Raw genomic sequence first — 25,388 nt, 5'->3', positions numbered from 1 at the left:
GAAGATATAACGCCATTCTTCCGGCGAAATCAAACGAAACGGTTTCCGTTTCCGTGGTAATTGTTTTACAATAAGGAGGTATGTATAGGAGCATTTTATCGAAATGCTGAAACATGAGCTGAATATGAAAGGATGCAAATAAATGATCATTAAACCAAGAACACGTGGTTTTATTTGTACCACTTCCCACCCTGTAGGTTGCGCTGCGCAAGTGCAGGAACAGATTGATTATGTGAAATCCCAACCGGAGCTAAAAGGACCGCGTAACGTACTCGTGATTGGTGCTTCCACCGGATACGGTCTGGCGTCACGCGTTGTCTCTGCTTTTGGAGCAGGAGCGAATACGATCGGCATATACCGTCCGAGCAGTTCTACAGAAAAACGTACAGCGTCAGCAGGATGGTACAACTCCGCTGCATTTGAGAAAGCTGCTGAAGAAGCAGGACTCAAATCTTACAGCATTACAGGTGATGCATTCGCAAACGAAACACGAGACAAAGCCGTTGAACTGATTCGCAGTGAACTCGGTCAAGTGGATCTGGTTGTCTACAGCGTTGCGTCCGCACGACGTATTGATCCAAACACGGGCGAAGTCTACAACTCTGTGTTGAAGCCTATTGGACAATCTTACACGAACAAAACGGTAAACTTCCACACAGGCGAAATCAGCTCGGTTACTCTGGAGCCGGCAACTGAAGAGGAAATTCGTCAGACGGTAACCGTAATGGGTGGCGACGATTGGGAACTATGGATGGATGCCCTGCAACAAGGCGGCGTACTTGCAGATGATGCAACAACGATTGCTTTCTCCTATATCGGACCCGAACTTACCCATGCCATCTATCGTGATGGTTCCATCGGTCAGGCCAAAAATCATCTGGAAGCCACGGCGCACAAGCTGAACGATCGTTTAAGTGCCAAAGGCGGACGTGCTTACGTAACTGTAGCCAAAGCGCTTGTGACTCAATCCAGCTCCGCGATTCCAGTGGTGCCACTGTACATCTCTGCTTTGTACAAAGTCATGAAAGAAAAAGGCTTGCATGAGGGATGCATCGAGCAATTGCAGCGTCTGTTTGCTGATCGCCTGTATGCTGGTGGAGAAGTTCCAACCGATGCCGAAGGTCGCATTCGCATTGACGATTGGGAGATGAGAGCTGACGTTCAGGAAGAAGTGGCGAAACTCTGGAATGAGTTGACCACAGAGAATATCTACGATCTGTCCGATCTGGAAGGTTATCGTCGCGAATTCTTCCAACTGTTTGGTTTTGAGACCGATGGTGTGGATTATGAAGCAGACGTTGATCCAAACGTTGAAGTGCCCCATCTGGTGAACTAAAGAAGTTTTTGCATGGACGTAAGCTTGGGGTTCGTTATTGCTACTGATGCAATGCAAATGATACACATATGATTCTAGAATCAATGAAGGGGGAACCATTTGGTTCCCTCTTTTTATGTCCTTTTTAGATCCTTTGATCCTAGATCCTTTCATCCTAATTCCTTTCATCCATTCCAATTTCCGTATCCATACATTCTGTCGTATATCCCCTGCTCAAATTGATTTAAGCAGCTTTTTCAGCTCTTTCGGCACCGTCTTCTCAATAGAGATGGAACGCGCTCCATGCATGGTTGCAAAGAATTGCAGCCCCTCCCGAAAATCCGTAATCCATTCCTCCACAGGCGGAGCAGTCTCTTCCATGGACAACAAGCGGACCGTAAGGACTCCTGTTTTACGATCAAGTCGCGGGTCCATACGTCCGATTAACCGATCACCATGAAGAATCGGCATGGCATAATAACCGTAGGTTCTTTTCACCTCTGGCGTATAGATCTCCCATTTATAATGAAAATCGAACAAATCGACAATCCGTTCTCTTCTCCATAACAGGTTGTCCAGTGGCGGCAGGAAACGGACCGGGCCTGATGGATCATAGTGTGGCTCTTCCCTCTCCATGTGTAATAACAAATCCTCATCTTCGGCACGTATATAATAAGGCGTCGTTACGTCCTCCACCTTAAGCGGGATCATTCGCCCATCTGACACACGGGCAGCAATATCGGCGCGTCGTTCAGCCGCTGTAGATTTTAGCCAACCCAGACGGGGATCCCGGGCATCCACGACACGATACGCATGAATGTATTTATCCAACAGAGCCTGTCTCTGGGACAACACATCCATATCTTCTTCCATCGGAAGTCCCTGTTGCTGCAATACGGATTCGGTAATATGAAAATAACGTTCGTTCCCCTGTCTCGTCACCACACGAATCACAGCAGAGTCTAACAGTAGATTCAGAGCAAGTGTGGTATCCTTCGTCTTCGGTACATCTGCACTGTCCCAATAACCACTTACCCGTTCAACAGCACGGAAAGCTCTTGAAGGTAAAGGGCCTTCTTCCTTCAAACGCTGTAACACATGCTGCACGGTTTTCTCCAGACCTTGCAAGGAGGGAGCCAGACGCTCCCTTAACCGGGCACGCACAGGTTCAAAGAGAGCATAATCCTCGATTGGAATGACACAAGCAGCATTTGCAAAATATTCAAACACCTTGTGATCACTGAGCAGCGCATTCAGGCTGTCAGCTGTATAACCCGGGTCACGGGCACCCAGCACCAAATGCTGGTTCCCGGTTACAGCAGCGACAGGATCGATCTGCACGCAGCCGAGGGAGCGAATCAAACTTAAAACTTGATCGGGTCCCGAAGGGAAGGAAACTGCGGGCCAACGTCCCAGTAAAGCTTGCGTATGCAGCAAAAAACGCCGAACGATTTTCTTATTCATGTGCAGTGCTGTTGTCATATGTATAACTTCTTTCCAAAATAAAAAGAAGCACCACCATCCTGGATGATCTGCTTCTTGTGTTTGACCTTTTGCAATTTTTCCTGCTTCGTAGGCATAAGCCGTACATGCTGGGATAACGCACCATAATCTCCGTTCACTCTCCGGCTCTGTTCCGAACACCATTGACCTGAAAGCTCTGCTTTGCGTAATGCTTTTTGTGTTTGTGTACGTGCCATATTGGATTACACACTCCTTTGGTTGATATACACTCAATATATCATGTGCAGCTACGCAAGTGAAGGTGCTTTCTACTGGAATGGGCATGTACCCAATTATAAAGGCTTCCACTTAAGATCTTAGCGGGATTGCCGTTTTCGCCGGGACTGCCAAGTCTCGATGGGTTCGTGATCATCTTCTTCAATCAGTTCCAATGCTTCCTCTACTCTTCTGGCTTTGAATAACAGAATTAATTCCATCAGGTCTTCCCGGTCCAGCAACTTCACTCCATTGACTGCTGCAAGTGTTCGGCAAGCTTCGGTGTATCGGGCTGACGTTAATACTATCGACCGGTCGGCTTCATAATAACGCATGGATGTATAGATTTCCTGCACGGCACTTAACCCTACCGGATGGTTTGCACCATATCGCTTCGCTTGCACAACACTTCGTCTGCCAAGTCTATCGACAAACACCAGATCGGCCCCAAAATCCCGGCTGCTCGTCGTTTTATGAACCTCATCGTACCCGAGCTCTTCGAATAAATGATAGAGATATAATTCAAATTCCGAACCATCCTCCATCTTGTCGATGTCCTTTATCGTAATTTTCCGGGGATTGGCTTCACTACGTATTCGCTGCCCACGCCCGATAACACGCCGAATAATCCAGGCCAGCAGCAATAATATGACAATAATTCCTATGACCCATAGGGTCACATTTTCACTCCAGTTCATAGCTCTTCTCCTTGTTCTATTCCCTATGTTCTATCCAACGTTTTACGCAGATATGGCTTATCACCGCACTAAATATATCAGACTTCCACCTTCATCGAAAGAAGATGAATTCCCTGTAACCGTCATGCTTCACCAAACATGGTTATATCGACAAACCAATGATAAAAGGTTACAGTGCGTTCGGTTGAATTCAATATGACATCAATGGTAAAATTCAACAATCGGTTCCCTTTTGAACCGAAGAAGAAAGGTGGTTTATCACTTGCATACATTGACCAAACACAAGTCCAAAACATGGGCTGCCCTCATTCTTAGCGGCATGCTGCTCTTCACCATGAATACAACGAGTTACGCTGCAGCTTCACCCGAGTCCATGCCAAAACCCGCGTGGACGTCATCTTCCCTGATGCTCTCTGAGGCTAATACAGAGAAAGATGTCCTGATCAAGGGAATCCATGCCGTGCCATCCAAAAATCTTGTATATGTACATGCCTCCCAGCCCGTAACGAAAACAAGCAGCAAAACAACACTGGACTGGCAACTGGACTCTCTCCAGGCATTCGATGCTACAACTGGACAATTGAAGTGGAATACGATATTCCATGAGAAAAGTGGCCCTTACACCACCTACTCCGATTCGGTATATGCCAGCAACGGTACAGCATATGTGTATATGGAATATTCGGACAAAACCAAAAAATTGTACTCATTCAATACATCCGGTAAAACCAACTGGATCAAAACGGTGAATTCACCTGCAAGCATATCCCTATTGGATAACGATACACTGATGGTTGCTTCAAGTCAGGGTGTACAATCGAATGGTTCCGTTCGCTCAGCCATCTCGTTATATGACAAAAAGGGCAAGTTGATTACCGAAAAGACCATTAACGGCAACGTGCTCAAGGCTGATCATGGTCGAATTGTAGTGGATGCCAGCAAACAAACCAAGGTAGGCAACTTCTGGCAGCAAGCTGCGAATCCCAAGGTGGAAATCTATGATCGTACGTTGAATCGTCTGTCCTTCTACCAGTTTCCTGCCAATGCAAATACACTGGGAGATGGCGGCGGCGAATCGCTGGCCATTCTGGACGATGGTTCCATCCTTATGCGTGCCAATTTCGAGAATACGGGTAACCGGCTGATGGGCTTTGGCACCGATGGCAGGCTTGCTTGGGGACGTGCCATTGCTGGCGATGCCTACATCCAAACGGCTGGCAACGGCTATACGGTCCTTACAGGGCAGAAGCTGGAACTGTACACGATGAAGGGCAAAGTGACTGAGCGTACGTTCAAGGACGCACAGCCTGCATTGATGCATGTTGACCAGACCCAGGATGGTCAGTACCAGCTTGATTTTGCCAAAACAGGATACATTCTTGATCCGCAGACGCTGGAAGACGTGCATATCTACACGACCAGTGCCACAGTTCCTTCATTAGAAGGTGTCTCCACCTATGTAGATGACGTCATCTATTCCATGAACGATGAGACATTGTCCAAGTATGTACTGAAGTCCAACTCTGCAAAATAAAAAGAGTCGTACTGGCTAGTTATATGCCTGTGACCCCAATAATAATCTCTATTCAATAAGAAGCCGGGAGAGTTCCATAAGGAGCCCTCCCGGCTTTTTGCATGCGTAGGATCGAATTATCCTATTTCCAATTCTCGTCTATAAATTCGTCCCGTCCGGATAACGCACGGTCTTCCTTATAATGTTTCTCGTTTTTCTTGTGGTAATCCTGGTGGTAGTCTTCAGCCGGATAGAATACAGCTGCATCACGTATTTCCGTAACAATCGGTTGATTAAATCGTCCGCTCGCTCCCAGTTCCTGCTTGGACTGTTCAGCAAGCTCACGTTGACGTTCATTATGCACAAAGATTGCCGTACGATACTGTGTCCCCCGATCCTGGAACTGTCCTCCGTCATCTGTCGGATCAATCTGAGGCCAGTACAGCTCCAGCAGTCGTTCATAAGGGAATACATCCGGATCAAATGTAATTTCAACCACTTCGACATGTCCGGTCTCTCCGGTTTTGACTTGCTCATATGTTGGATTCTCGACGTGACCGCCAGTATAACCCGATATAATGCCATGAATGCCCGGTTGTTCTTCAAACGGTGTAACCATGCACCAGAAACATCCACCGGCAAATGTAGCTTTTTCCATTACTTTCATCCCCTCTTATCAAAACTACCTTTTACACTTGCCACTCCGATGACAGAACAACCTTCCGATCGCTGTTATCCCCAGATTTTTTATTTGGCTTTACAAGGGGAAATCTGGTGATAAAGGCGATGTCTATGCTTACGAAGTAGCTTTCTTTCAGAAAGCTTTTAACTCCGCTTCTTCAGGTTATTTCTGTCCTCTACGTTTTCTCGTGTAAATGTTAGTTCAATTTATATAGATAGCTGATACGCATATCTTCATATATTCTAAAACAACAAGAGGTTGATTGAAAGCCATCGTTATGGCTCTCAATCAACCTCTTCATTGGTGATTCATTTTGGCTGACAACTTGTTCAAGAAGTTATCTTGAACTGGTTACCCGCGACTACGTCCCATCGAACGGAAGATCAAGCTTACGATCGCTACAAGAACAATCGCACCAATCAATGCAGGTACAATGTGGAATCCGCCCATCTCAGGACCCATATCGCCCAGGATTACTCCACCTAACCATCCACCAATGAAACCGGCAATGATGTTACCAATAACACCACCCGGGATGTCACGACCTACGATTAAACCTGCCAACCATCCAATGATACCACCGATAATTAATGACCATAACCAACCCATATCATTCACCTCTAATTAAAGTTTTTGTTGTTGTCTGTCTACTATTAACCGCTACAGAAGCATTTAAACAATTGGCATAAAAATTTTTGCATATTACCGTTTGTCCTATGCATTCTTCTCTGCAAAATAGGCCGTAGCCCAGTATGAAACAGATCAAGTTACTTTCCGGCATCTCACCAGCTCAGGGCTGCGTTATGTACCTCCCGAAAGTCATTGTATGTTAGAGTAGACAAGGTTAGTATCACCAATTGAGGTAGGATTATTTATAACATTGCGTCATAGTATAGGATTGATGGATTAAGTCTGATCAATAAAAGCCTGCACGGCCCTTGCCTGGCTGCGCCAGCCAAGTATGTTTATGACTCTTGTCCAGCTCGCCACGCATGGACTGAATGACTTTCACAATGTCGGTCTGGCCATTCTGATGCCATTCCAGCGCAGCGCTCACATACAACTCACCTAGCTGCGCAAGAGAAAACGTATCGGTCAGACGAGCTGCTTCTATCGTGCCCTCTTCACCCGCGAATACGGTGAAGCCACGTTGACGCAGATATTGCAGGCGCAGCGCCTCATCTGGCAAGGGAATTTCGTATGCCCGGTCAAACCGTCCAGCACGGTTCATGAGGCCAGGATCTATTTTCTCCGGATAATTCGTTGTCCCGATCAGGAAAATACCTTCTTTCGACGTAGCTCCATCCAATGTATTCAGGAAAAAGGAACGAACTTCATCCGGCATCGAATCGATGTCCTCAATGATCAGTACCATCGGTGCGAGCCGTTTGGCAGCTTCGAATACTTCACGCACCGATTCACTGTTGGTATACTCCGTTATCTGCCAATACGCAGCCGGTCCCGGGATACTTCCCGCAATGGATTTCACCAGCGTGGTCTTTCCGTTTCCGGGGTGTCCATACAATAGAATTCCCCGTTTGTACGGGATATCATAATCTCTGTAGAAGGAACGATCCGCTTCAAAGAACTGATCCAGCGAGCGGAAAATATCCTGTTTGATCTGTGCTGAGAGAACAACATCCTCTCTTCCCACGGAGCGAGTAATGGATTCGACATGACGATCGCTACCGTTACGAGCATCAGTATATACTGTCACCTTTTTCATATTTTGCTGACGTTCCCGTTCGCGGACACTTCCCAGAAACTGCTTCATCTCCTCATCACCGACAGCAAAGACAAAGTCCTCACTGTAGATTCCGTTCTCTCGGAAAAATGGAACCCGCACAAGGGCTACGCCCCATTTCGGATAGGCAAATACGTTGTTGCGAATGGAGTAATGCACACCATACGTGGGCACATCGCCATCATCGTCGTAATGCAACGTCTGAAGCTCCAGATCCTCGAATATGCGGGCTACCAATTCCACTTCAGCACTACCATTCTGCAAGTCTTCCCGGAGTAACTCCCAGTATTCGTTGTTCGGGTCAGAACTGGCATACAGCTTGTATTCAATGCCATAGCGCTGATGCAGTGCCTCACTGATTCCACGGATCAGCCTTGAATAGATGGCGTACCCTTCTACTCGAATTCGGTTATCATGCTGTTCATCATAGGTATAGATCGCCTGGGTTGGATCGGTTTGTTTTTCGTTAACTGTCATTATTTCGCTCCCTTCACCGCTGCAAGCGGTTTGCATTTGGCTACAACTTGAGCCAGGCCTGCGCCGGTAACACTGTCTATAATTTCATCTACATTTTTATAAGCCTGAGGTGATTCATCAATAATGGATTCAAGTGAGCGCTGGTTAACCACGATCTCATCTTCTGTGCCTACACCCAGTGCCGAAGCAAAATCTTCTACGGAAACCAATCGTTTCGTTGCCGTCCGTGAACGAATGCGGCCCGCACCATGACATATTGAATAATAATTATCAGCACCCTGCGGCTGACCTACCATAATATATGAAGCAGTCCCCATGGACCCCGGAATAAGTGCTGGATGTCCTGTTGCCAGATAAGGCTTTGGATTGTCCGGGTGACCTGCCGGCAACGCACGTGTCGCTCCTTTACGATGCACAAAAACGGAACCTTGATCTGCGTGAGACTCCTCCCAGGCATAGTTGTGCATCAGATCGTATAACGTACGGAATTCACATTTGGAGCCAAACACATCCCGGAATGCTTCGCGAATAGCATACGCAATCAGGTGCCGATTGACAACAGCATAATTCAATGCAGAATACATCATGTTCACATAATGACGACCTTCCGCATGTTCCAATGGAGCAAACACCAGTCTGGGATCGGATGTTCCCAGGTTAAGTCGCTGCATGACTTTGGCAATCGCTGACGAACTGGTCTGGCTTACATAACCACCCCATGCACGAGAACCGGAATGAATCATGACCACGACCTGTCCATCGAACATTCCCCAAGCTTCGGCAATTTCACGATTCTCTTCAGCGATCTCGATCGCCTGGATCTCGGCAAAATGATTCCCGCCACCCAGTGTTCCTAGCTGCCGATGCGAACGATGCCACGTCATATCGGGAACGTGATTTAACACATCCTCATCGTAACTGAACTTGCTGCTTTCCACATGCGTCATCGAGGATGATTTTTTCGGGGTATAGCTGTCCGGAATATACTTTTTGGGTAACCCATGCAGCCCTTTACGAACAATATGCTCCAGTCTGATATCCGAGTAATGACCTCGCTGGTTCGCCTCCATCGGCAATACTTTTTCAATAGCCTTAACGAGTTTGCGGCGAAGTTTGATATCCTTCAATTCGTCTTGGTGCAAGTTCGTCATATGCACTCGCATGCCGCAGCCAATGTCACTGCCCACGATGGAAGGAGATACATATCCGCTCTGCGCATCCCACACGGCTGTTGTTCCAATACAGGTACCTACACCGACATGTACGTCAGGTGTGTAACTCATATAAGAGATTCCCGGAATCTGCAGATTATTGTTCGCCATTTCGAATACCTTGTAGTCGAGCGAGGAAAAGAGCTGTTGCGCAGCATATACGGTCAGGTCCCCTGCGGGCAATTTCACTTCATGCCGGTAGGCACCTGTTGTTTCATTGGGATTGGCAAATAAATTAAATTCTGTATTCATAAAAATGTTGATTCCTTCCTGTACGTTCAGCAAATTCGGTTTGCTGATTCATCTGTAATATAAATATAAAAAAAGCCATAGGCTAGTCGCCCATGACTTCTACTGAATGACAATAATGGAGAACAGAACAGCATAAACATGCTGTGTGTCTGTCATCCATCGCTATAATATAAGCGAAGAACGCATATCGATTATAAAACCGCTAAACGATATGCCTATCTCCTATGTCGACCGTATGAGGCCAATGAGACGATGAGCCTGATATGCAGTTGTATCTACTGTGCGCCCTGTTTGATTCAGATCATAACCAAGCATCATGTCTCTCGGCCTCCCTTCGTTAATGTTAAGTCTTATATTAAAGGGATTGAAATTCATGTGTCAACCCTTTTCTTGGAAATTGGGACTTCGCGTGTGTCTCATATCTGCACAAAAACAGGAGGCTGTCCTGGGACAACCTCCTGTTATAAAACTAATCATGATGTAGTTAGCGAAACATGATTATTACAGTCCAGCTTGTTTTTCCAACTCTTCAACCGGATTCTCATCTTCTTTTGCAGGAACTTTGGAAGAAAGGAACCAACCACATACCGCTATGGTGATCAGTACAATATAGAATCCAAATTTCCAAATTTTATTTTCCGGGAAATGCTCATCCAGAACACCCAACGAAGGGTGTGCAAGTGTAATAACTGCCAGTTTAACCCCAACCCAACCTACGATTACAAAAGCCGCAACTTCCAGCCCTGGACGGGAATGAAGCAATTTTACAAAGTAAGAGGCTGCAAAACGCATGATCACAAGCCCGATAAATCCACCCAGGAAGATAACGATAAACTGTCCACCGTCAAGTCCCCCAATTGCAGGCAATCCACTTGGTGGCAACGCCACGGCCAAAGCAACAGCTGCCAGAATGGAATCGACTGCAAATGCGATATCCGCTACTTCGACCTTGAAAACGGTCATCCAGAAACCAGATTGTTTTTTCGGTTTCTTAGGCGTTGAATCCGCTGCTTCATCTGTCTTATTGCGACTACCCAGTACCTTTTTAACGATGTGGTTAATCGAAATGTACAGGAGATACAGGGCACCAATCGCTTGTACCTGCCATACATCGACGAGGAAAGAGATCAGGAATAACGAACCTAACCGGAAAATAAATGCGCCCATCAGACCATAGAACAACGCTTTTTTGCGCTTTTCTTCAGGTAAGTGTTTAACCATAATTGCGAGTACCAATGCATTATCCGCTGCAAGTAATCCTTCCAGCACAACTAGGACAGCCAGCACCCACCCATATTCTAATAACAATGAAACTTCCAACATTGACTCCTCCTTAATATCCTTATGATGTACAAAAAAAAGGACCTTTACCATCGCTGGTAAGGTCCTTTTATATCCACAAAAAGAGACCTTTACCGAGCATGAAAACTTGGTAAAGGTCTCGCTAACAACAAATCTGCTGCCAATAAAGCCGGGGATGCAATCCCGAATTGACGACTTTACTGTAAAAGCTACTCCCCTTTAACAGGAATATGTAGTTTTAGTTGAAACGGGTTGTTTAATCTGTATTCATCATATTTCATAATATTAAATAAAGTCAAGCTTTATTTAATTGACGGTACAGCTTACGAAATACGACAATATCGTAGATCATATTTCCCAATGGAATGAAAGAAATGAAGAACAGCGCAATTGGACGGCGCAGACGCCACTTCTGCGAGGTGTACATACTCACCATAAATAACAAGTACATTAAAAACAAAAAACCATACAAGTTTCCAAACCACGTGACAGCCTGCGGCATAACCCCGGCATCTCTCAACGGAAAAGCAACAAACAGTAACAAGACGTACGAAATTCCCTGCAACCATAACATTAGCCGGAAGCGCCCCAGCATTGAATGTAACATTATTTTCCTCCTGCTTCTATACATGTAACGAATTCAATTGTTCCCGTACAGTATATCACAAAAGCCCAATATCTCCGCTTCATTCCACGCAGCAGATTATTCCTGCACACTCATATGGGTGGATCACCTACCTTTTTGCAGGAGCCAAATGCCTCAGCTTCTCATAAGATATATGACGAAGATTGTTAAGATGTCGGACAAGGAGGAGCCTCATCATGAAAATTGCTATGGTTGCACCCGAGAAATTACCTCTGCCAGGCAACGGGTCCGTGGAAATCTGTATACTGGGGATCGCACGCGAACTTGCACACCGCCATCAGGTGACCATTATAAGTCGTCAAATGGACGGTCTCGCCACCACGGAACAGATCGATGGGATCACCATCCAACGTGTTCCTGCATCGAGTCCTGAAAGGTATACCAAAGCAGTCATACGTCTGTTAGCCAAACAACCCTACGATGTAATTCAAGTCGATAACAGGCCACGAAGTATGGCGACCATCAAACGAGCATTTCCACGAACTCCTGTTGTACTCTATCTTCACTCGTTAACGTTTGCTCAGCCCGGACCTTCCAGACTCACATTGATGAAAAAAGCTGATTGGATTGCCGTCAACAGCCAATCCCTGAGACAAAGGCTAGGCCGCAGATTTCCGTTGGTAAAACGCCGGATGAGTGTTGTACCATTGGGTGCAGACTTAAGCCGATTCAGACCTGTTGAATCCAGCGAAGAACAGGTTCATCTTCGTACACAATTTGGAATAACTAAACCATTCTCTATTCTGTATGTCGGCAGGCTTATCCCTGGAAAAGGTGTAGACGTATTAATTCGTGCGACTTCCATCCTGCAGCGACAGATGCCTGTTCAACTGGTTGTTGCGGGCAAAGGACCTCCATATTACATGCGTAAACTTCGCGAACTTGCCCATAAGCTAAAAGTCCATGTTTCCTTCCGTGGTCAGATAAACCATGAGCATATCGATCAGTTGTATCGGGCCGTCGATTGCCTGGTCTGTCCATCTCAAGAACATGAAGCTTTTGGCCTGGTTAATGTTGAGGCCATGGCTTCAGGATTACCCGTCATTGCTTCTGATAACGGAGGTATTCGTGAGATTATTGAATCAGGTATCAATGGATACCTTGTCACCACTTATCAGCATCCCCAACGTTTCGCCTCTTGTCTGTACAAACTTGCGAGCAATCCCACTTTTGCCGAGATGTTAGGGAAGGCTGGCCGAGACAGCGCAAGGTCACATTTCAGTTGGGCCAGAACAGCCATGCATCTGGAAGCGACCTATACCAGGCTCATCCGTAAATGAGCCTTCTTCAGTCATATGAATCATTTTGACAAAAATAAAATATACCAGATGATCAAGCTTTTTCACGAAATTGCCATCCCTTAATCAAAGAATCCATCTGCGGAACGGGAATGTGACTCATCTCAATTAACTCCATAATAACCATATCTCTCATCATGAATCGTACTTTGGCACATGTTAATTGATGAAATACATCGTAGAATGCCGTCCCGGTCCAACAGCCATGCGGTACGACAAGCGGATCATTAACGATATAACCTACGGCTCCGATCGGTGGAATAACAACCTTAATGGCTTGATGATCCAAGCGATTATCTGGATCTTTGACGAGATACACGGTATCCCCCACATGTAAAGCCTGCACGCCATGGAAATGGTCCATCCCATACATAGCTGCAAATAATTTGGTACTCATATTCCTGCTCCTTTTCCGGTATTTCTTATAATTAAAATTTTAACATAGGAATATCGGTTTCATAATGTTCCAACCACTCGACAAGTTGCCTGCGTATCTCTATACGAAACTCAGGAGGTTCAAGTACCTCTGCCTCGGGACCAAATTGATACAACCATTTCAAAAATTCTCGGCTGCTATTCAGTGTCACTTCAAATAACAAGCCCCCATCCGACATATTCGTCATTCGCGGGCGAACAAACATTTCTTCTTCCTTTATGTAGGGGGCCGCTTTCTCAGAAAATCTTACCTTGAAATGGATATGTTCGTCGCCACGGTCAATAGACCATGTATTCTTCATGTACTGCGTTATGTTGAAATCACCCTTGTCGAAATCGGCATTTGTTCGTGTCACATCTAAAAAACGGCTGATCCGAAACAATCGAACTTTTTGCAGCAAATGGCAGTATCCGATCAAATAAAAACGTTGATCCCGTGGAATGAGATAATAGGGATCGATATCCCGGACGGTGATCTCATTTCTTGTCAGCGTATGATATTGAGTACGAATGGTTTGCTGGCTTAAAATAGCTTCGATGATGGGAATCAGCAAATTGGGGTCTTTCCCTTCTTCACGATAAGCTGGCGTGCCCATCCGAATAATTCCCGCAATATTCTCTACAATGTCACTGTTTCTTGATTTTAATTTGGTATGAGCCGACATGACCTTGTCAAAAGCTGAATCGAACTCAGCAGGTAACTTGGAGGTATCAACTACGGACGGAAGCATGGAGAAGACCATGGCTTCCTGTTCAGTAAAATCTAATGGATACATCGCAAACTCACCAATAAATCGGTATCCCTTGCCGTATCCTTCATTCATAATCGGGGCCACCCTATCCAAAATCCGGAGATCACGATAAATCGTGCGTACAGTCGTACCGCATTTCAGCGCCAACTCCTTGGCCGAAATTCCAGGATTTGCTTGTATAGCCTGAAGTATACGCAGCAGACGAATTAATTTCTCTGTCATGTAGTTTCTCCCCTTCGATATTTTATCGGCAAGGAAAACTAGTTCCTTTAGTACAGAACTAAATCTTTAGTCCCAATGTTATTTTCGCAATTTCACCATTTTTGTATAGTCCAATTGCACTCTTACCCCCTCTTAATATACATTCTCTTACTTGCTTGCGTAAAATATTAACCCAAAAGCCTTTAAACCTAAGCCTGAAAGCCTATACAATTTTCTAAAAATAGTACAAAAAAAGCCCTGATCTCAACAAGGAGACAAGGCTTTTCTTGGAATTAACAGTTATGCAACTGTAATAATTGATTCATCACATTTGCCATATGCTCACAGAGTTCAGCAATATCCCCCATCTGATCTTCATTCACACTGCGGTCAAAATAAACGTGAGCGGTGACGTTATACGTGACTGGTTGTTCATCAAAAATATATCGAATGTTCTGGCATATCCTCAGCTCAGGCCAGCTCTTCTGTAATATCGTAAGAATAGCCGGGCACTTCAGCTCAGGTTCATTCACAACCATACCAAACCGCAGTTCCAAACGGCAACCTGGATGCGCTCCCGGCGTCTCCAGTATCTCCGCTGCAAGCTCCTCCAGGGAACTGCTTAATAGGACCTCTCCTGTTACTTCCGGGCGATCCCTGAGACAGAATTGTAATGTGAATTCTCTGGACATCACAGCCAACTCCAGCCGATCTTTACGCCCCGTAATCTGAATACGTTCATCCAGGTTATCCATATCATAGAGACAGTTCTCAAACCCGACTTTCAGGTTGTCATACACCGTTGGATCAAACATTGCATTAAACCTACTTTCTTGCCCTTTAACATGTATTGTAGTACATTCTCAGTTTCCATGCGACCAGCAACAATCTCTTGACCTGAGAATATAAAAAGCCCAGTCCTAGGACTGGGCTTACGGCTAAGCATGGGATCTGATGAGATCCCTGAGCTTGAATTATTCTTCTGCAGCTTTTTCTTCAGTTGCTGGTTCAGCTTCCTCAGCAGAAGCCGTTGGCTCTTCCTCAACTGCTTGTGGCGGCATAACGGAAGCGATGATGGATTCAGGTGATGTTATCAGTGTCAGACCTTTATCCAGTTTGATATCCTCGGCAGTCAAGCGATCACCAATGTCTAATCCGCTAACATCAACCTCAATGGAAGTTGGCAGATCCGCTGGCAAACCCTCTACTTCCAATTGTGTTTCTTGTGTTTGGAATACACCACCCGCTTTTGAACCGGCTGCTGTACCCTGGAAGTCGATTGTTACACTTACGCTGATTGGTTTGTTCTTGGAAATTTGCAAAAAGTCGACATGCAGCAAACGTCCGTTACGCTCTTGCTGATCCTTGATCAGTACCGGAACCGTTTTACCACCCTCAACATTCAGGTTGAACATTTCGGAGCGGCCTGTACGTGCCACTTTCAGCATTTCCTTTTCATCTACATGTATGGAGGCACCTTCTTGTCCCGGGCCGTAAACGACAGCCGGAACTCGTCCACCTTGTCTTAACAGGCGCAATGCTGCACCTTTCTTTTCAGTTCTTGGCGTTGCTGTAAGTTGAGCCATTTTTCCGTTGGATTTCATGATTGAACATCCTCCTTCAAGGGATCACTACATTATATTTGTTGGAAAGCGCTAAGGCTTCTCTCGTAGACCATAGTGGTCTTTTTTTCTCTGGCCGAATCGTGGGCCATATCTATATTTACCCCAATGATTAAGGATCTAAAACACGATACGGGACATTTCTTTATTTTTAGGCAAGCCAGACTTCATATATTTAAACCAAAAAAGCAGCCGGAATCTCTTCCAGCTGCTGGTTTATCAAGGTGTTGACGAACAACGTACGATGGTATCAACAAAGAAACTATGCGCTATCACGATCCTCCATTTTTTCACTTTCGCGAACGATCTGCATCTCGTCTGATCCACTACGGACAATAATATGCACGTCCCCATCTTCAGGTACAATGTCCACGTAACGGTCTCCGCACGTATCTTTGGCTTCCCATTCATTCAATCGAATGATCAATCCCAGATGATGCAGACCCGGAGCAACGCGGAAGCGGGCTTCTGCGGCATTTCCGACTTGTTCCAAACGTACGGCTCCGTCCTCCATACCTGTGCCCCATACCCAGACATCCCAACCTTCATACTGATGGTCATCCCGTTCGTATCGGAGCGTGACGGTTCGCGAAATCTGTTTATGAATCGTCACGGCAAGAGATGCCCTGATTCCTCCAGCTTCAGCAATAATACGGGTTACTCCAGATGTTATCGCACGTACGATTCCTGCTGCACTCACCGCTGCAAATTCTGGATGGGAAGAGCTCCAGCGTATATTCGAATCCTGAAGCGGCTGACCAAATTGATCCAGAACCAAGGCACGGAAGCGACTGATTCGAGTCATGTACATGACGGGTTCGCCCACAATTTCTATTCGTTCCGCATGGCGATGATCCACTTGTAACATACAGTTTGCCGTTATATTTCCGCAGTGCACTGTAATCGATGCTTCCCCTCGTTCCATTGCATGGATTGTTCCATCAGGCTGGATCTGAATAATATTCGGATCAGAAGAAGTCCAGGTAACCGGGGCTTTCTCTACCACATTGCCAATGCTGTCCCGTACGATTGCTCGAAGTCGAGTCGTCTCCTTTGGACTATATACCTGGCGAGGAAAACTAATCTCCACTGTTAACGGTTCAGCACCCCCAGCATGCTCTGTGTCATACAATACCATCAATGACCATCGTTCTACCTGAACAGTACCACGAACAGTCTCAATCAGGTCTGTACCTGCCTGATGATCATTGACAACGACATGCCACTCCCCTTCCCCCAAGTCCACATGCTGCTCATGTTCCGTTCCGTTATAGATGACCATAATCTGTTTCCAGGTGTCCTGATTCGCACCATCCTGAAGTATAAACGCAACGACATTGCCATCCGCGCGAATTACACGAAGGTGATTTCGTACCTGTTCAGCGTCAATCATACGAAATGCGGGATGTGTTCGCCGCAAATAAATAAGACCGCGATAGTAGTCGAACACCGGTCTGAACCGTGATTTGTTCGCCCATGTGATGGCGTTCACCGCATCGCCGCTCCGATAACTGTTATGATCACCGGCTTTGGACCTTAGCATCTCATCTCCTGAATGCAGAAATGGAATTCCCTGAGAAGTAAGCAGAATGCCGGAAGACAGTAACGAGCGACGCACCATCTCATGATCTAAAACATCATCTGCATCTACATACCGATAAGGATCTGCTGCTTTTACAGCAGACTCAGCACTCCCGCCACCCACGGGCTGTCCGTCCTTCCATACGGGAAATCCTAATTCATGTCTAAGGTTCATTGTTGTCGCTATTTTATCCCACAGATTGAGGTTGTCATGGGCAGTTACATAATTGACGACTTCCACAGGTGAAGATGTGAAATCATCCAGTGCTCCGGCTAATCCTCTGAGAATCTCATATTCCTGCCCTCCGGCACCCGTGACAAACCCGCTGCCGCTGCCATCACTATCCCCCTTGATTGCGCTGCGAAAGTGATCATTAAATACAGCAAATCCCTGACCTCTCTGGGTTCCTTTTAATGTTTTGCGGTCCAAGGGTGAATCTCCACCCGTCCAAGGTTCCCCATAGATCAGAAATGCCGGATCGATCTGCTCCCGCAATTCGCGTGTCAATTCATTCATCGTTTCCGTATCAATCAAGGCCATAAGGTCAAATCGAAAACCATCCACATGATATTCTTCTGCCCAATAACGGAGAGAATCCAAAATATATTTTCGTACCATTGGACGTTCTGTCGCCAATTCATTGCCTACACCAGAACCATCACTGAGTGTGCCATCCTCCCGATAACGGTAGTAATAACCCGGTACAATTCGTTCAAAAGGTCCTTCTTCCACGCTATACGTATGATTATAGACAACATCAAGTACAACGCGAATACCTTGCCTGTGCAGCGATTGTACGAGTGATTTGAACTCCCGAATTCGAACTGCCGGATCACGAGGGTCGGTAGCGTACGAACCTTCGGGAACATTATAATGTTGCGGATCATATCCCCAGTTGTATGGTGCTCTGACATTCGAACCAACGTCTGCCGTAGCGAGCTCATTCACGGTCTGATAATCCGCCACAGGCAGAAGATGTACATGTGTGACTCCCAGTTCGGCAAGATGGTCTACGCCAATGCTATTACCGGCTTGATCCGTCAAACCGGTTGCTGTGAATGCCAGATATTTCCCCTTATACGGAATATCTGCATGTGGGTCTGAGGAAAAATCACGGACATGCAACTCATATAACACGGCATCGACGGGACGCAGAAAAGCAGGTTTGACATCCAGGTCCCAATCGACTGGATTGGTGGTCTCCGGATCGATAATCGCCGTTCGTTGCCCATTAGCCGTTACCGCTCTGGCATAAGGATCAACAACGACTTCAATCCGCTGATCATTGTGGATAATTCGGTACATATAATAATGTCCTGCCCAATCGCCTGAAAGCTCCAAAGTCCATATTCCGTCCGCATCACGTGTCAAGGAGTGTGCCCTTCCACCTTCATGTTCTTGCACCTTGCCAGTCTCGTTGTAATGCCCTTCATCTTCAAAAACCAATATATCAACCTGTTGCGCCGTAGGTGCCCACAATTTAAAAGTACTTGCAGCATGAGTATATGTTAAGCCAAGATCGTTGCCTTCGTAACGAAAAGAAGTCCATTCCGGCATCGTTCCCACCGCCTTTATATCCATTGTTTTCGTGTTGTCCCGATGTTACGGAGTGGGACGTGATTTGTCAACCCGGGGTTGTCTGTACTCATCATATCGGTTCAAATCGCGTATTCAATTAGCAATCGCTTTCAAAATATAGATATGAAAATTAGCGCTATAGATTGACAGCATTTGTACCTGTCCCGACAAAAAAGTTTGAAAATATACACGAATATCATACCAATGAGCGTGATTCGAAAAAACTATACTAAACTCCACACGAATCCGGTGAATGATATAATCATTTTTGAGCATGACGAAATTTTGATACGGTGAGCCACCGCTCTTTCAGCCAGACACAAAATCCCCCTTCCAATTGAGAGGGGGATCGTTATTATTTTGAACCCAAGAATAGGGACATCTTGGAAGTGTGTTTATGAGCACTCTTTTGTAGATGACAAACCTCATTTCTTTGCACGTATTGTAGTGATCAGGATTTCGAATACATCACCGTTATGGATAGTGCACTCACATGTACCTGTCCGTCATTTACGGTACGTATCGTATCCACGCCTGCTTGTCCTTTTTCTACAATCACATTCCATGTGCCTGTGGGAACAGAGATGTCGCGGTTTTCTTTTGCCGCGTTATAGATGACGACAATGCGTTCCCACGGATCGCTGGCTGCTGTACCGTTCAATTCATACGCCAACAGCCCCTGACCTTTTTCGATTAGACGAACATGCTTCTCGATCTCTTCCCGTGTACGAAGCCGAAATACTGGATGCTCCCGCCGGAGAAGGATTAACCCGCGATAATAGTCGAACACGGGCTTGAACAGCTGCTTTTGCTCCCAATGTATGGCATTGACTACGTCCCCACTCTGGTGGCTGTTGGCATCTCCATATTTGCTGCGAAGCAGCTCATCTCCAGCCGCGATCAGGGGAACACCCTGGGAGGTAAGAACTATACCATTGGCAAGCAGACAACGCCTAACGGTCTCATTCCCCAGAATGTGTTCCGGATCAATCTGCAGGTAAGGCTTAGCCTTCTCCACAGCCTCTTCCACACTTTCGCAACCACGAATACGTCCATCCTCGTCATAGGTGAGGAAATTCAAGGTATCGTGGAGTTCTTGTGTACGTGCGACTTTGTCCCACAGGTTGAGATTATCGTGCACCGTTACATAGTTGATCGTCTCGGATGGACCATCCGTAAAATCCTGAACGGCCCCCCGGACGCCAGTCCACAATTCGTCTTCTTTCCCCTCCGCGCCCGTCGCAAATCCCGTACCCATTCCATCGCTGTCTCCCTTGATCACGCCGCGGAAATTATCGTTAAACACAGCAAAACCCGCCCCGCGTTGCGTTCCTTTAAGGGTCATATCATCCCCAAGAGGCGAATCCAGTGCGCCCCATGGTTCACCATATAACAATATGGAAGGTGACACTTCGGTGTGTAATTCCGCTGCAAGCTGTTTCATCGTAGTTTGGTCGATCAGGCCCATCAGATCAAAGCGAAAACCATCCACATGGTACTCCTCTGCCCAGTAACGTACCGAGTCGATGAGAAACTTGCGAACCATGGCGCGTTCAGTAGCCACCTCATTGCCTGTACCTGAACCATTGCTATAGGTCCCATCGGCGTTTTGACGATAATAGTACCCTGGTACAAGTTTTTCAAAAGAGCTGTCTGCCGTATCAAACGTATGATTATATACCACATCCATAATGACACCTATTCCCTTGTTATGCAGGGCAAGCACCATGGATTTGAACTCACGGATTCGTGTCTCCGGATCATCTGCACGTGATGCATAGGAACCTTCCGGGACATTGTAATGGAGCGGATCATAGCCCCAGTTATAGTTGGAGCCATCCGTCGTATCACCATCTACTCTGGATTCGTCCACCGTCGCAAAATCAAATACGGGTAGCAAATGCACATGGGTAATCCCGAGTTCAACCAGATGATCGATCCCTAGTGTGTTGCCCTCCGAATCACGCAGACCCGTCTCGGTAAAAGCCATGTATTTACCTTTATTCGTTATCCCTGATGAAGGGTGAATGGAAAAATCACGTACATGCAGTTCATACAGGACTGCATCTACAGGACTGGTCAATTCCGGGCGAAAATCCTCATTCCATGCCTTCGGATTTGTCTGCTCCAGACTAACAATTACACCCATTTCTCCATTCATGGTCACTGCTCGTGCGTAAGGATCTACAGCTTTGGTCGAATGTCCATCTTCGAAAGTAGGCTTGTACATATAACGGTAGCTATTTAAATCGCCCTCCAGTTCCAGCACCCAGATGCCTTGTTCTTTCTTCTGCATCGGTAGCGCCTGCTGTTTCCGTTGATTGGGCTCTTCCTCCGGAGTTCCCCCTGTTAAAGGTGGATACAGAAGTAGCTCCATCTGAACGGCTAGCGGTGACCAGACTTTGAAGCGACAGGTCTGTGCTTCTATTGTGACACCTAAATCTCTACCCTGGTATGTATCTTCTGGAACTATTACTCCCTGCTTATCTTCTTCAATCATGTGTATTGTTCCCCTCTCGTTGAGAAAATTGATGAGTTTATGAATATGGATGATACGAGTGCTCTTTAGTCTTTATACCCGTTCTGATGCCCAACCATAATCCCAATTACACAAAAGAAGACAAACGCAATGTGGATTCACATCACGTCTGCCTTCTTGAAGTGTTAAAATGATCTCTTTCTAATGCGGTACCTGGGATTGGAAATCATTACGGCTGGATTGATCGGCATGGTACAAAACCACGTCCCCATCATGCATCGGCCAGCTTCTTCCCTGACCATCTACCGGGTTGTTATCATAACCTTCCAATTGCCATTGATTCATCAACGGTGCATGAATATATTGCAGATGGGGAGCATTCGTATTGCCGCTGCGCAACGTTTCGATATTGAAGTTAACTACAATGTAACCGTCCCTCAGAAATACTGTTGCCTTCTCATCCAACTGGTTTTGTCTGGCAAGTAATTCGAGATCGGTTCCTTTGGGCACCGCATATGCATCCGCTGGTAAGCTATATTCCCCATACCAGCGCTGAATTGCTGCATTCGCCCGATCCACATTAACACTGGATGGAATATCTGTTTTTGGGCCAATAAGTGTGCGGATCTGTGAAGGGAGAATCATCCAGTCATAACGACCTACCCATGTCTTATGATGAGATGTCTGATCCACGAAACGAACCATATGTTCGGCGAGTGACCCTTGAATACGTTCTTCCTCCGACAGTTCATAGGTATACTGGTAGCGCGCCGTATCCCCCAACTCCGTACCAGGTACATTCCGCAACCGTGAGTTCAGCACAACAAAGCGTTTCTCTAAATCTTGTGCCGATCCGATACGAATGAGTCGTTCCTGTCCCCGATGATAGTATAAATCCACTTCTTGCCGGGTGGTGCCATCTTTGCTCACAAAAGAGAACGTTGGCGTGATTCGTATACCATCCTGTTTCCCAAACATATTGCCCTTGGTTTTCAGGTCGAACTTGAAATGGTAGCCCGTCTTCACCGTTGCATTTCGGAAACCTTGTACCGGATGGCTACCGGGACGAATAGGCAGGACATAGGGAGCCAAATTACCTCGGGGATCTCCGTCGATACTGTTTCCTCCGGTCCAGTAGCTCACACCCGTTGGTTCCGGGCTGCCCATCCGTTTACGGAACACATTTTCCCAGTTGTAGTCTGATATATCGGTGATGTGAAAATCATACAATCTCCCGATAACCTCTACAGCAACGGTATCTGCTGCGACATGATGAGTCAGATTCGTGTTGGCATCCTGTTGTTCTGTGAAATTTGCTGGTGCATTTTCGGCAATATTACGAAACTCAATCTGGTAATTTCCTTCATCGACCCACACCGGAAGATAGAAAGGGGTGTCCAACTGATTTACCGGGATATCCACCCGTGTCAGCGCCGGAATAAACTGGCTTCTAGCACCGTTATAAACATCGAATGGGAAACGAACCTGTTTGATCCTAAAATATTTTGCATAATCATGGTCTCCATAACCAGGGTAACTCGCTGCATCCAAATGTTGACCTGAAGTTGGGATTCGTACAATGAATGGACGCTCTAGAATAAGTGCAGCTCTGGTCGGATCAGGCGTAGTCTTCTGATTATGCGGCTGATCATCTGATACCCAGGCATAGTTCACAACTGGAGTATGTACTGTCACCGAGTTGAGGCCCAGAATGGGGATCTTCTGATCTTGCCCTCCGTTAACATTGCCAGGGAGCAATCCATACGTAATCTCCCCCGTGGTCTGCTGGTTAGCTTTGTTCATCAATGTGTTCTTAATCGTCAATCGGTTCTGGTACAGAACAAGATCCCCAATCATGCCAGGCTGGGGGATAGTTCCCGGTTGCGGAGCTGATTTTGCTACTGGAGCGGGGTCCATAATCGTCGTCCCATTAAAGGTTACCTTATCGTTATTCACAGTGTTCTCTCTAACCTTCGCTTCAGCTTCAGATTGAAACAATGACGTTTCATCCGGCGTAGGCGGTTCATCCGAACCACCCGGAACCCCTTGGATGCCAAGATCAATTTCTTGACATGGCGCAGGTTTCACATGATTGGTAACCGCAGTATCCATAGCTGATTGCAGAGTTGGTGGCGTATATGCGTTGGGCATCAGGGTCACGGTATCTCCATAACCCCCTAGTGCATAGTTAGATACCTTTGCCTGATTCAACTTGTATACCTCCAGGTTATCGATCTGCCAATAGCTATATGTCCTTGTTACTTGCATGGTTTTATCCCCAGGCACATCAAGTTCTCTGGGCTCGGGAGGTGTTCCAGGATCCCCCTCACCACTAGACGCTCTTCCCGGGATTGTCCAGGTTTTATGATAAACCCTTTTCACATTAACGGTGTAAGTCACCGTTCCTGTCATGTTTACCCAACGGTGCTGAAACAGATATTCCTTCGCCAGGACATTGGCATAGAGATCCTCCGAAGTCGGAATACCACGGGTAACATCGAACTTCTCCGATCCCCGATCGTCCGCCTTCAATACACCTCGAACAGACGGGTCCATCACCGATGCTTCAATAACGGTACCTCTAGAAGGTGGGCTGATGGTCACAGGGCAAGCATTCACAGGGTCGCCCCCCGGATCGCCACCATTACCGCCTCCCCCATTATTCGTACAGTCCTTCACCTCAAGCACCTGAGTCCCTTGTTCATCCAGTTGCTGAGCAGAATCAAGAAAATGGGCTTTAATGGTAGTGCTACCCACGATCCCTTTTGTCGTAATTTTGCCATCGGCGCCGATCGTGGCCACAGTTGGATTCGAACTCTGCCAAGTCAATTTGGGATGAGCCGTCAGTTTATGAACAGAGCGATCCGGTTTGGTTAGAACTGCTTCTGCCTGTAGAGGTGTCGTATTGACTTTACACGCATTCGGTAGATTCACAACGAGTCCTGGCTCAGACGTGACTGTTATGGTCGCAGTATCCGAGATCAGATATGTTCCATTGTTCCAGATCGCACGCACAGTGACCGTACCTGGACTCTCGGCTTTTAACATCCCTGTTTTCAACTCTATACTCGCAATCGTCTCGTCAGAAGAAAACCATTTGATCTCTGCTTCTCTTCGGGATACGTCGATGCCTTCACCAAAGGCTGTCGCACCATAACCCTTCGTCTTCACCTTGGCTACCATCTGCTGAGTTTGACCTAGGGTAAGGGTTTTATCTGGAGTTACATCGATTTCTTTCTCTTCAACCAGATCGCCTTCCCAGATGATATCCATAGGCGTAAAATAAGAAACATTATGCTTAGGACATCCTGCCGTTGTTCTTCCCCCATTTTCAAATGGATCATTCTGAGTCCATTCATGATTTCCACCAGTTAATGTCCTGATTCCAACAACTGTGCTTGGAGGTGTAATAACTGTTCTTCCCACGCCAGTGTACGATTGTTGATTAGGCGGTGTTTGATATTCTACACTTTTAATTTTTACTTCTTTAAAACTAGAGGAGTGTAATGTATTGCCGTTATATTCAGGCCAAGAAACCGCTGGCCACCGTGAAAAGTCAACACTATCTGGTACCTCCTTCAATGCAGGATAAGGAGTTGTACAACTTCCTGCATTATTGGAATATGTGGGACCACCACTGTGATCCGCTCTAAATCTTCCATCATCAACCTGGTACCAATATACCCCTGGCGTACCCACTGTTTTCTCAGCTTGAATAGATTTAAGAACAGGACTTTTCATAGATTTTGGACCGTACGGATCGTTAGAAGCGTAAACAAAATCATTTATAGATAGCCCAATCAGGTAAGAACTTATAAGGAATAATATAAGCAATGATCTGGACCAAATGAATACGGACAGCCGCATTCGTTTTCTCATAAA

The 25,388-nt window shown here is 46.3% G+C and carries 19 protein-coding genes; 3 read left to right on the top strand and 16 right to left on the bottom strand.

Annotated features, from left to right (window positions below; genetic code table 11):
• Nucleotides 1–142 precede the first annotated feature (142 nt).
• Nucleotides 143–1,336, top strand: coding sequence for an enoyl-ACP reductase FabV (gene fabV, locus ACTHPG_RS14650; RefSeq protein ID WP_440390335.1), 1,194 nt, complete (start codon nt 143–145; stop codon nt 1,334–1,336).
• 213 nt (nt 1,337–1,549) lie between these two features.
• On the opposite strand, the gene ACTHPG_RS14645 is transcribed toward fabV, so the two are convergent.
• The 3 genes from ACTHPG_RS14645 to ACTHPG_RS14635 form a co-directional block, all read right to left on the bottom strand.
• Nucleotides 1,550–2,797 (bottom strand): winged helix-turn-helix domain-containing protein, encoded by a 1,248-nt coding sequence (locus ACTHPG_RS14645; RefSeq protein WP_440390334.1) that lies wholly within the window; start codon nt 2,795–2,797, stop codon nt 1,550–1,552.
• The gene (locus ACTHPG_RS14640) at nt 2,794–3,015 is read right to left on the bottom strand and encodes a hypothetical protein (protein ID WP_440390333.1); all 222 of its coding nucleotides are present in this window, start codon (nt 3,013–3,015) and stop codon (nt 2,794–2,796) included. Before ACTHPG_RS14640 ends, ACTHPG_RS14645 begins: the two co-directional genes overlap by 4 nt.
• Nucleotides 3,016–3,135: 120 nt before the next feature.
• The gene (locus ACTHPG_RS14635; protein ID WP_440390332.1) at nt 3,136–3,732 is read right to left on the bottom strand and encodes a restriction endonuclease; all 597 of its coding nucleotides are present in this window, start codon (nt 3,730–3,732) and stop codon (nt 3,136–3,138) included.
• Nucleotides 3,733–3,994: 262 nt separating this feature from the next.
• Between ACTHPG_RS14635 and ACTHPG_RS14630 the strand changes: the two genes are divergently transcribed.
• Nucleotides 3,995–5,266 carry a hypothetical protein gene (locus ACTHPG_RS14630; protein ID WP_440390331.1) on the top strand — a complete coding sequence of 424 codons (1,272 nt, stop codon included), beginning with the start codon at nt 3,995–3,997 and terminating at the stop codon, nt 5,264–5,266.
• Nucleotides 5,267–5,387: 121 nt separating this feature from the next.
• Here ACTHPG_RS14630 and msrA read toward each other — a convergent pair whose 3' ends face one another.
• The 6 genes from msrA to ACTHPG_RS14600 form a co-directional block, all read right to left on the bottom strand.
• On the bottom strand, nt 5,388–5,903 hold the full coding sequence (msrA, locus tag ACTHPG_RS14625) for a peptide-methionine (S)-S-oxide reductase MsrA (protein WP_440390330.1): 516 nt from the start codon (nt 5,901–5,903) through the stop codon (nt 5,388–5,390).
• Between the two features lie 375 nt (nt 5,904–6,278).
• Complete coding sequence (locus ACTHPG_RS14620; protein ID WP_062835823.1) at nt 6,279–6,536, bottom strand: GlsB/YeaQ/YmgE family stress response membrane protein; 258 nt, start codon at nt 6,534–6,536, stop codon at nt 6,279–6,281.
• Between the two features lie 307 nt (nt 6,537–6,843).
• Nucleotides 6,844–8,148 carry an ATP-binding protein gene (locus tag ACTHPG_RS14615; protein WP_440390329.1) on the bottom strand — a complete coding sequence of 435 codons (1,305 nt, stop codon included), beginning with the start codon at nt 8,146–8,148 and terminating at the stop codon, nt 6,844–6,846.
• Nucleotides 8,148–9,611, bottom strand: coding sequence for an RtcB family protein (locus ACTHPG_RS14610; RefSeq protein WP_440390328.1), 1,464 nt, complete (start codon nt 9,609–9,611; stop codon nt 8,148–8,150). Before ACTHPG_RS14610 ends, ACTHPG_RS14615 begins: the two co-directional genes overlap by 1 nt.
• Nucleotides 9,612–10,112: 501 nt before the next feature.
• Nucleotides 10,113–10,931 (bottom strand): TerC family protein, encoded by an 819-nt coding sequence (locus ACTHPG_RS14605; RefSeq protein ID WP_440390813.1) that lies wholly within the window; start codon nt 10,929–10,931, stop codon nt 10,113–10,115.
• Nucleotides 10,932–11,208: 277 nt separating this feature from the next.
• On the bottom strand, nt 11,209–11,520 hold the full coding sequence (locus tag ACTHPG_RS14600; RefSeq protein ID WP_440390327.1) for a DUF3817 domain-containing protein: 312 nt from the start codon (nt 11,518–11,520) through the stop codon (nt 11,209–11,211).
• 215 nt (nt 11,521–11,735) lie between these two features.
• Here ACTHPG_RS14600 and ACTHPG_RS14595 point away from each other — a divergent pair, with 215 nt between their 5' ends.
• Entirely contained in the window at nt 11,736–12,839 is a 1,104-nt protein-coding gene (locus ACTHPG_RS14595; protein WP_440390326.1) for a glycosyltransferase family 4 protein, read from the top strand.
• 52 nt (nt 12,840–12,891) lie between these two features.
• On the opposite strand, the gene ACTHPG_RS14590 is transcribed toward ACTHPG_RS14595, so the two are convergent.
• From ACTHPG_RS14590 to ACTHPG_RS14560, 7 genes are all read right to left on the bottom strand, one after another.
• Nucleotides 12,892–13,254, bottom strand: a complete 363-nt coding sequence (locus ACTHPG_RS14590; RefSeq protein ID WP_440390325.1) for an HIRAN domain-containing protein — start codon at nt 13,252–13,254, stop codon at nt 12,892–12,894.
• Nucleotides 13,255–13,285: 31 nt separating this feature from the next.
• A complete protein-coding gene (locus ACTHPG_RS14585; protein WP_440390324.1) occupies nt 13,286–14,266 on the bottom strand; it encodes a helix-turn-helix transcriptional regulator in 981 nt (326 codons plus the stop codon).
• A gap of 272 nt (nt 14,267–14,538) precedes the next feature.
• Complete coding sequence (locus ACTHPG_RS14580; RefSeq protein ID WP_440390323.1) at nt 14,539–15,060, bottom strand: hypothetical protein; 522 nt, start codon at nt 15,058–15,060, stop codon at nt 14,539–14,541.
• A gap of 159 nt (nt 15,061–15,219) precedes the next feature.
• Nucleotides 15,220–15,849, bottom strand: coding sequence for a 50S ribosomal protein L25 (locus ACTHPG_RS14575; protein WP_440390322.1), 630 nt, complete (start codon nt 15,847–15,849; stop codon nt 15,220–15,222).
• 280 nt (nt 15,850–16,129) lie between these two features.
• Nucleotides 16,130–19,006, bottom strand: a complete 2,877-nt coding sequence (pulA, locus tag ACTHPG_RS14570; protein ID WP_440390321.1) for a type I pullulanase — start codon at nt 19,004–19,006, stop codon at nt 16,130–16,132.
• Between the two features lie 472 nt (nt 19,007–19,478).
• Nucleotides 19,479–21,527, bottom strand: coding sequence for a type I pullulanase (gene pulA / locus ACTHPG_RS14565; protein WP_440390320.1), 2,049 nt, complete (start codon nt 21,525–21,527; stop codon nt 19,479–19,481).
• Between the two features lie 180 nt (nt 21,528–21,707).
• Entirely contained in the window at nt 21,708–25,385 is a 3,678-nt protein-coding gene (locus ACTHPG_RS14560; RefSeq protein ID WP_440390319.1) for a DUF5704 domain-containing protein, read from the bottom strand.
• Nucleotides 25,386–25,388 lie beyond the last annotated feature (3 nt).

Source organism: Paenibacillus sp. SAF-068 (assembly GCF_051967555.1).
Lineage (GTDB): Bacteria > Bacillota > Bacilli > Paenibacillales > Paenibacillaceae > Paenibacillus.
The sequence above is the reverse complement of the archived record's forward strand: the minus strand, read 5'-3'. Positions and strand labels throughout refer to the sequence as shown.

What these genes read in the sequence shown, in the direction of transcription:
- ACTHPG_RS14560 (WP_440390319.1), bottom strand. Translation starts at nt 25,385, where the DNA reads ATGAGAAAACGAATGCGGCTGTCCGTATTCATTTGGTCCAGATCATTG.
- ACTHPG_RS14590 (WP_440390325.1), bottom strand. Translation starts at nt 13,254, where the DNA reads ATGAGTACCAAATTATTTGCAGCTATGTATGGGATGGACCATTTCCAT.
- ACTHPG_RS14600 (WP_440390327.1), bottom strand. Translation starts at nt 11,520, where the DNA reads ATGTTACATTCAATGCTGGGGCGCTTCCGGCTAATGTTATGGTTGCAG.
- ACTHPG_RS14610 (WP_440390328.1), bottom strand. Translation starts at nt 9,611, where the DNA reads ATGAATACAGAATTTAATTTATTTGCCAATCCCAATGAAACAACAGGT.
- ACTHPG_RS14585 (WP_440390324.1), bottom strand. Translation starts at nt 14,266, where the DNA reads ATGACAGAGAAATTAATTCGTCTGCTGCGTATACTTCAGGCTATACAA.
- fabV (WP_440390335.1), top strand. Translation starts at nt 143, where the DNA reads ATGATCATTAAACCAAGAACACGTGGTTTTATTTGTACCACTTCCCAC.
- ACTHPG_RS14580 (WP_440390323.1), bottom strand. Translation starts at nt 15,060, where the DNA reads ATGTTTGATCCAACGGTGTATGACAACCTGAAAGTCGGGTTTGAGAAC.
- ACTHPG_RS14620 (WP_062835823.1), bottom strand. Translation starts at nt 6,536, where the DNA reads ATGGGTTGGTTATGGTCATTAATTATCGGTGGTATCATTGGATGGTTG.
- ACTHPG_RS14640 (WP_440390333.1), bottom strand. Translation starts at nt 3,015, where the DNA reads ATGGCACGTACACAAACACAAAAAGCATTACGCAAAGCAGAGCTTTCA.
- ACTHPG_RS14595 (WP_440390326.1), top strand. Translation starts at nt 11,736, where the DNA reads ATGAAAATTGCTATGGTTGCACCCGAGAAATTACCTCTGCCAGGCAAC.
- pulA (WP_440390320.1), bottom strand. Translation starts at nt 21,527, where the DNA reads ATGATTGAAGAAGATAAGCAGGGAGTAATAGTTCCAGAAGATACATAC.
- ACTHPG_RS14635 (WP_440390332.1), bottom strand. Translation starts at nt 3,732, where the DNA reads ATGAACTGGAGTGAAAATGTGACCCTATGGGTCATAGGAATTATTGTC.
- ACTHPG_RS14645 (WP_440390334.1), bottom strand. Translation starts at nt 2,797, where the DNA reads ATGACAACAGCACTGCACATGAATAAGAAAATCGTTCGGCGTTTTTTG.
- ACTHPG_RS14615 (WP_440390329.1), bottom strand. Translation starts at nt 8,148, where the DNA reads ATGACAGTTAACGAAAAACAAACCGATCCAACCCAGGCGATCTATACC.
- ACTHPG_RS14575 (WP_440390322.1), bottom strand. Translation starts at nt 15,849, where the DNA reads ATGAAATCCAACGGAAAAATGGCTCAACTTACAGCAACGCCAAGAACT.
- pulA (WP_440390321.1), bottom strand. Translation starts at nt 19,006, where the DNA reads ATGCCGGAATGGACTTCTTTTCGTTACGAAGGCAACGATCTTGGCTTA.
- msrA (WP_440390330.1), bottom strand. Translation starts at nt 5,903, where the DNA reads ATGGAAAAAGCTACATTTGCCGGTGGATGTTTCTGGTGCATGGTTACA.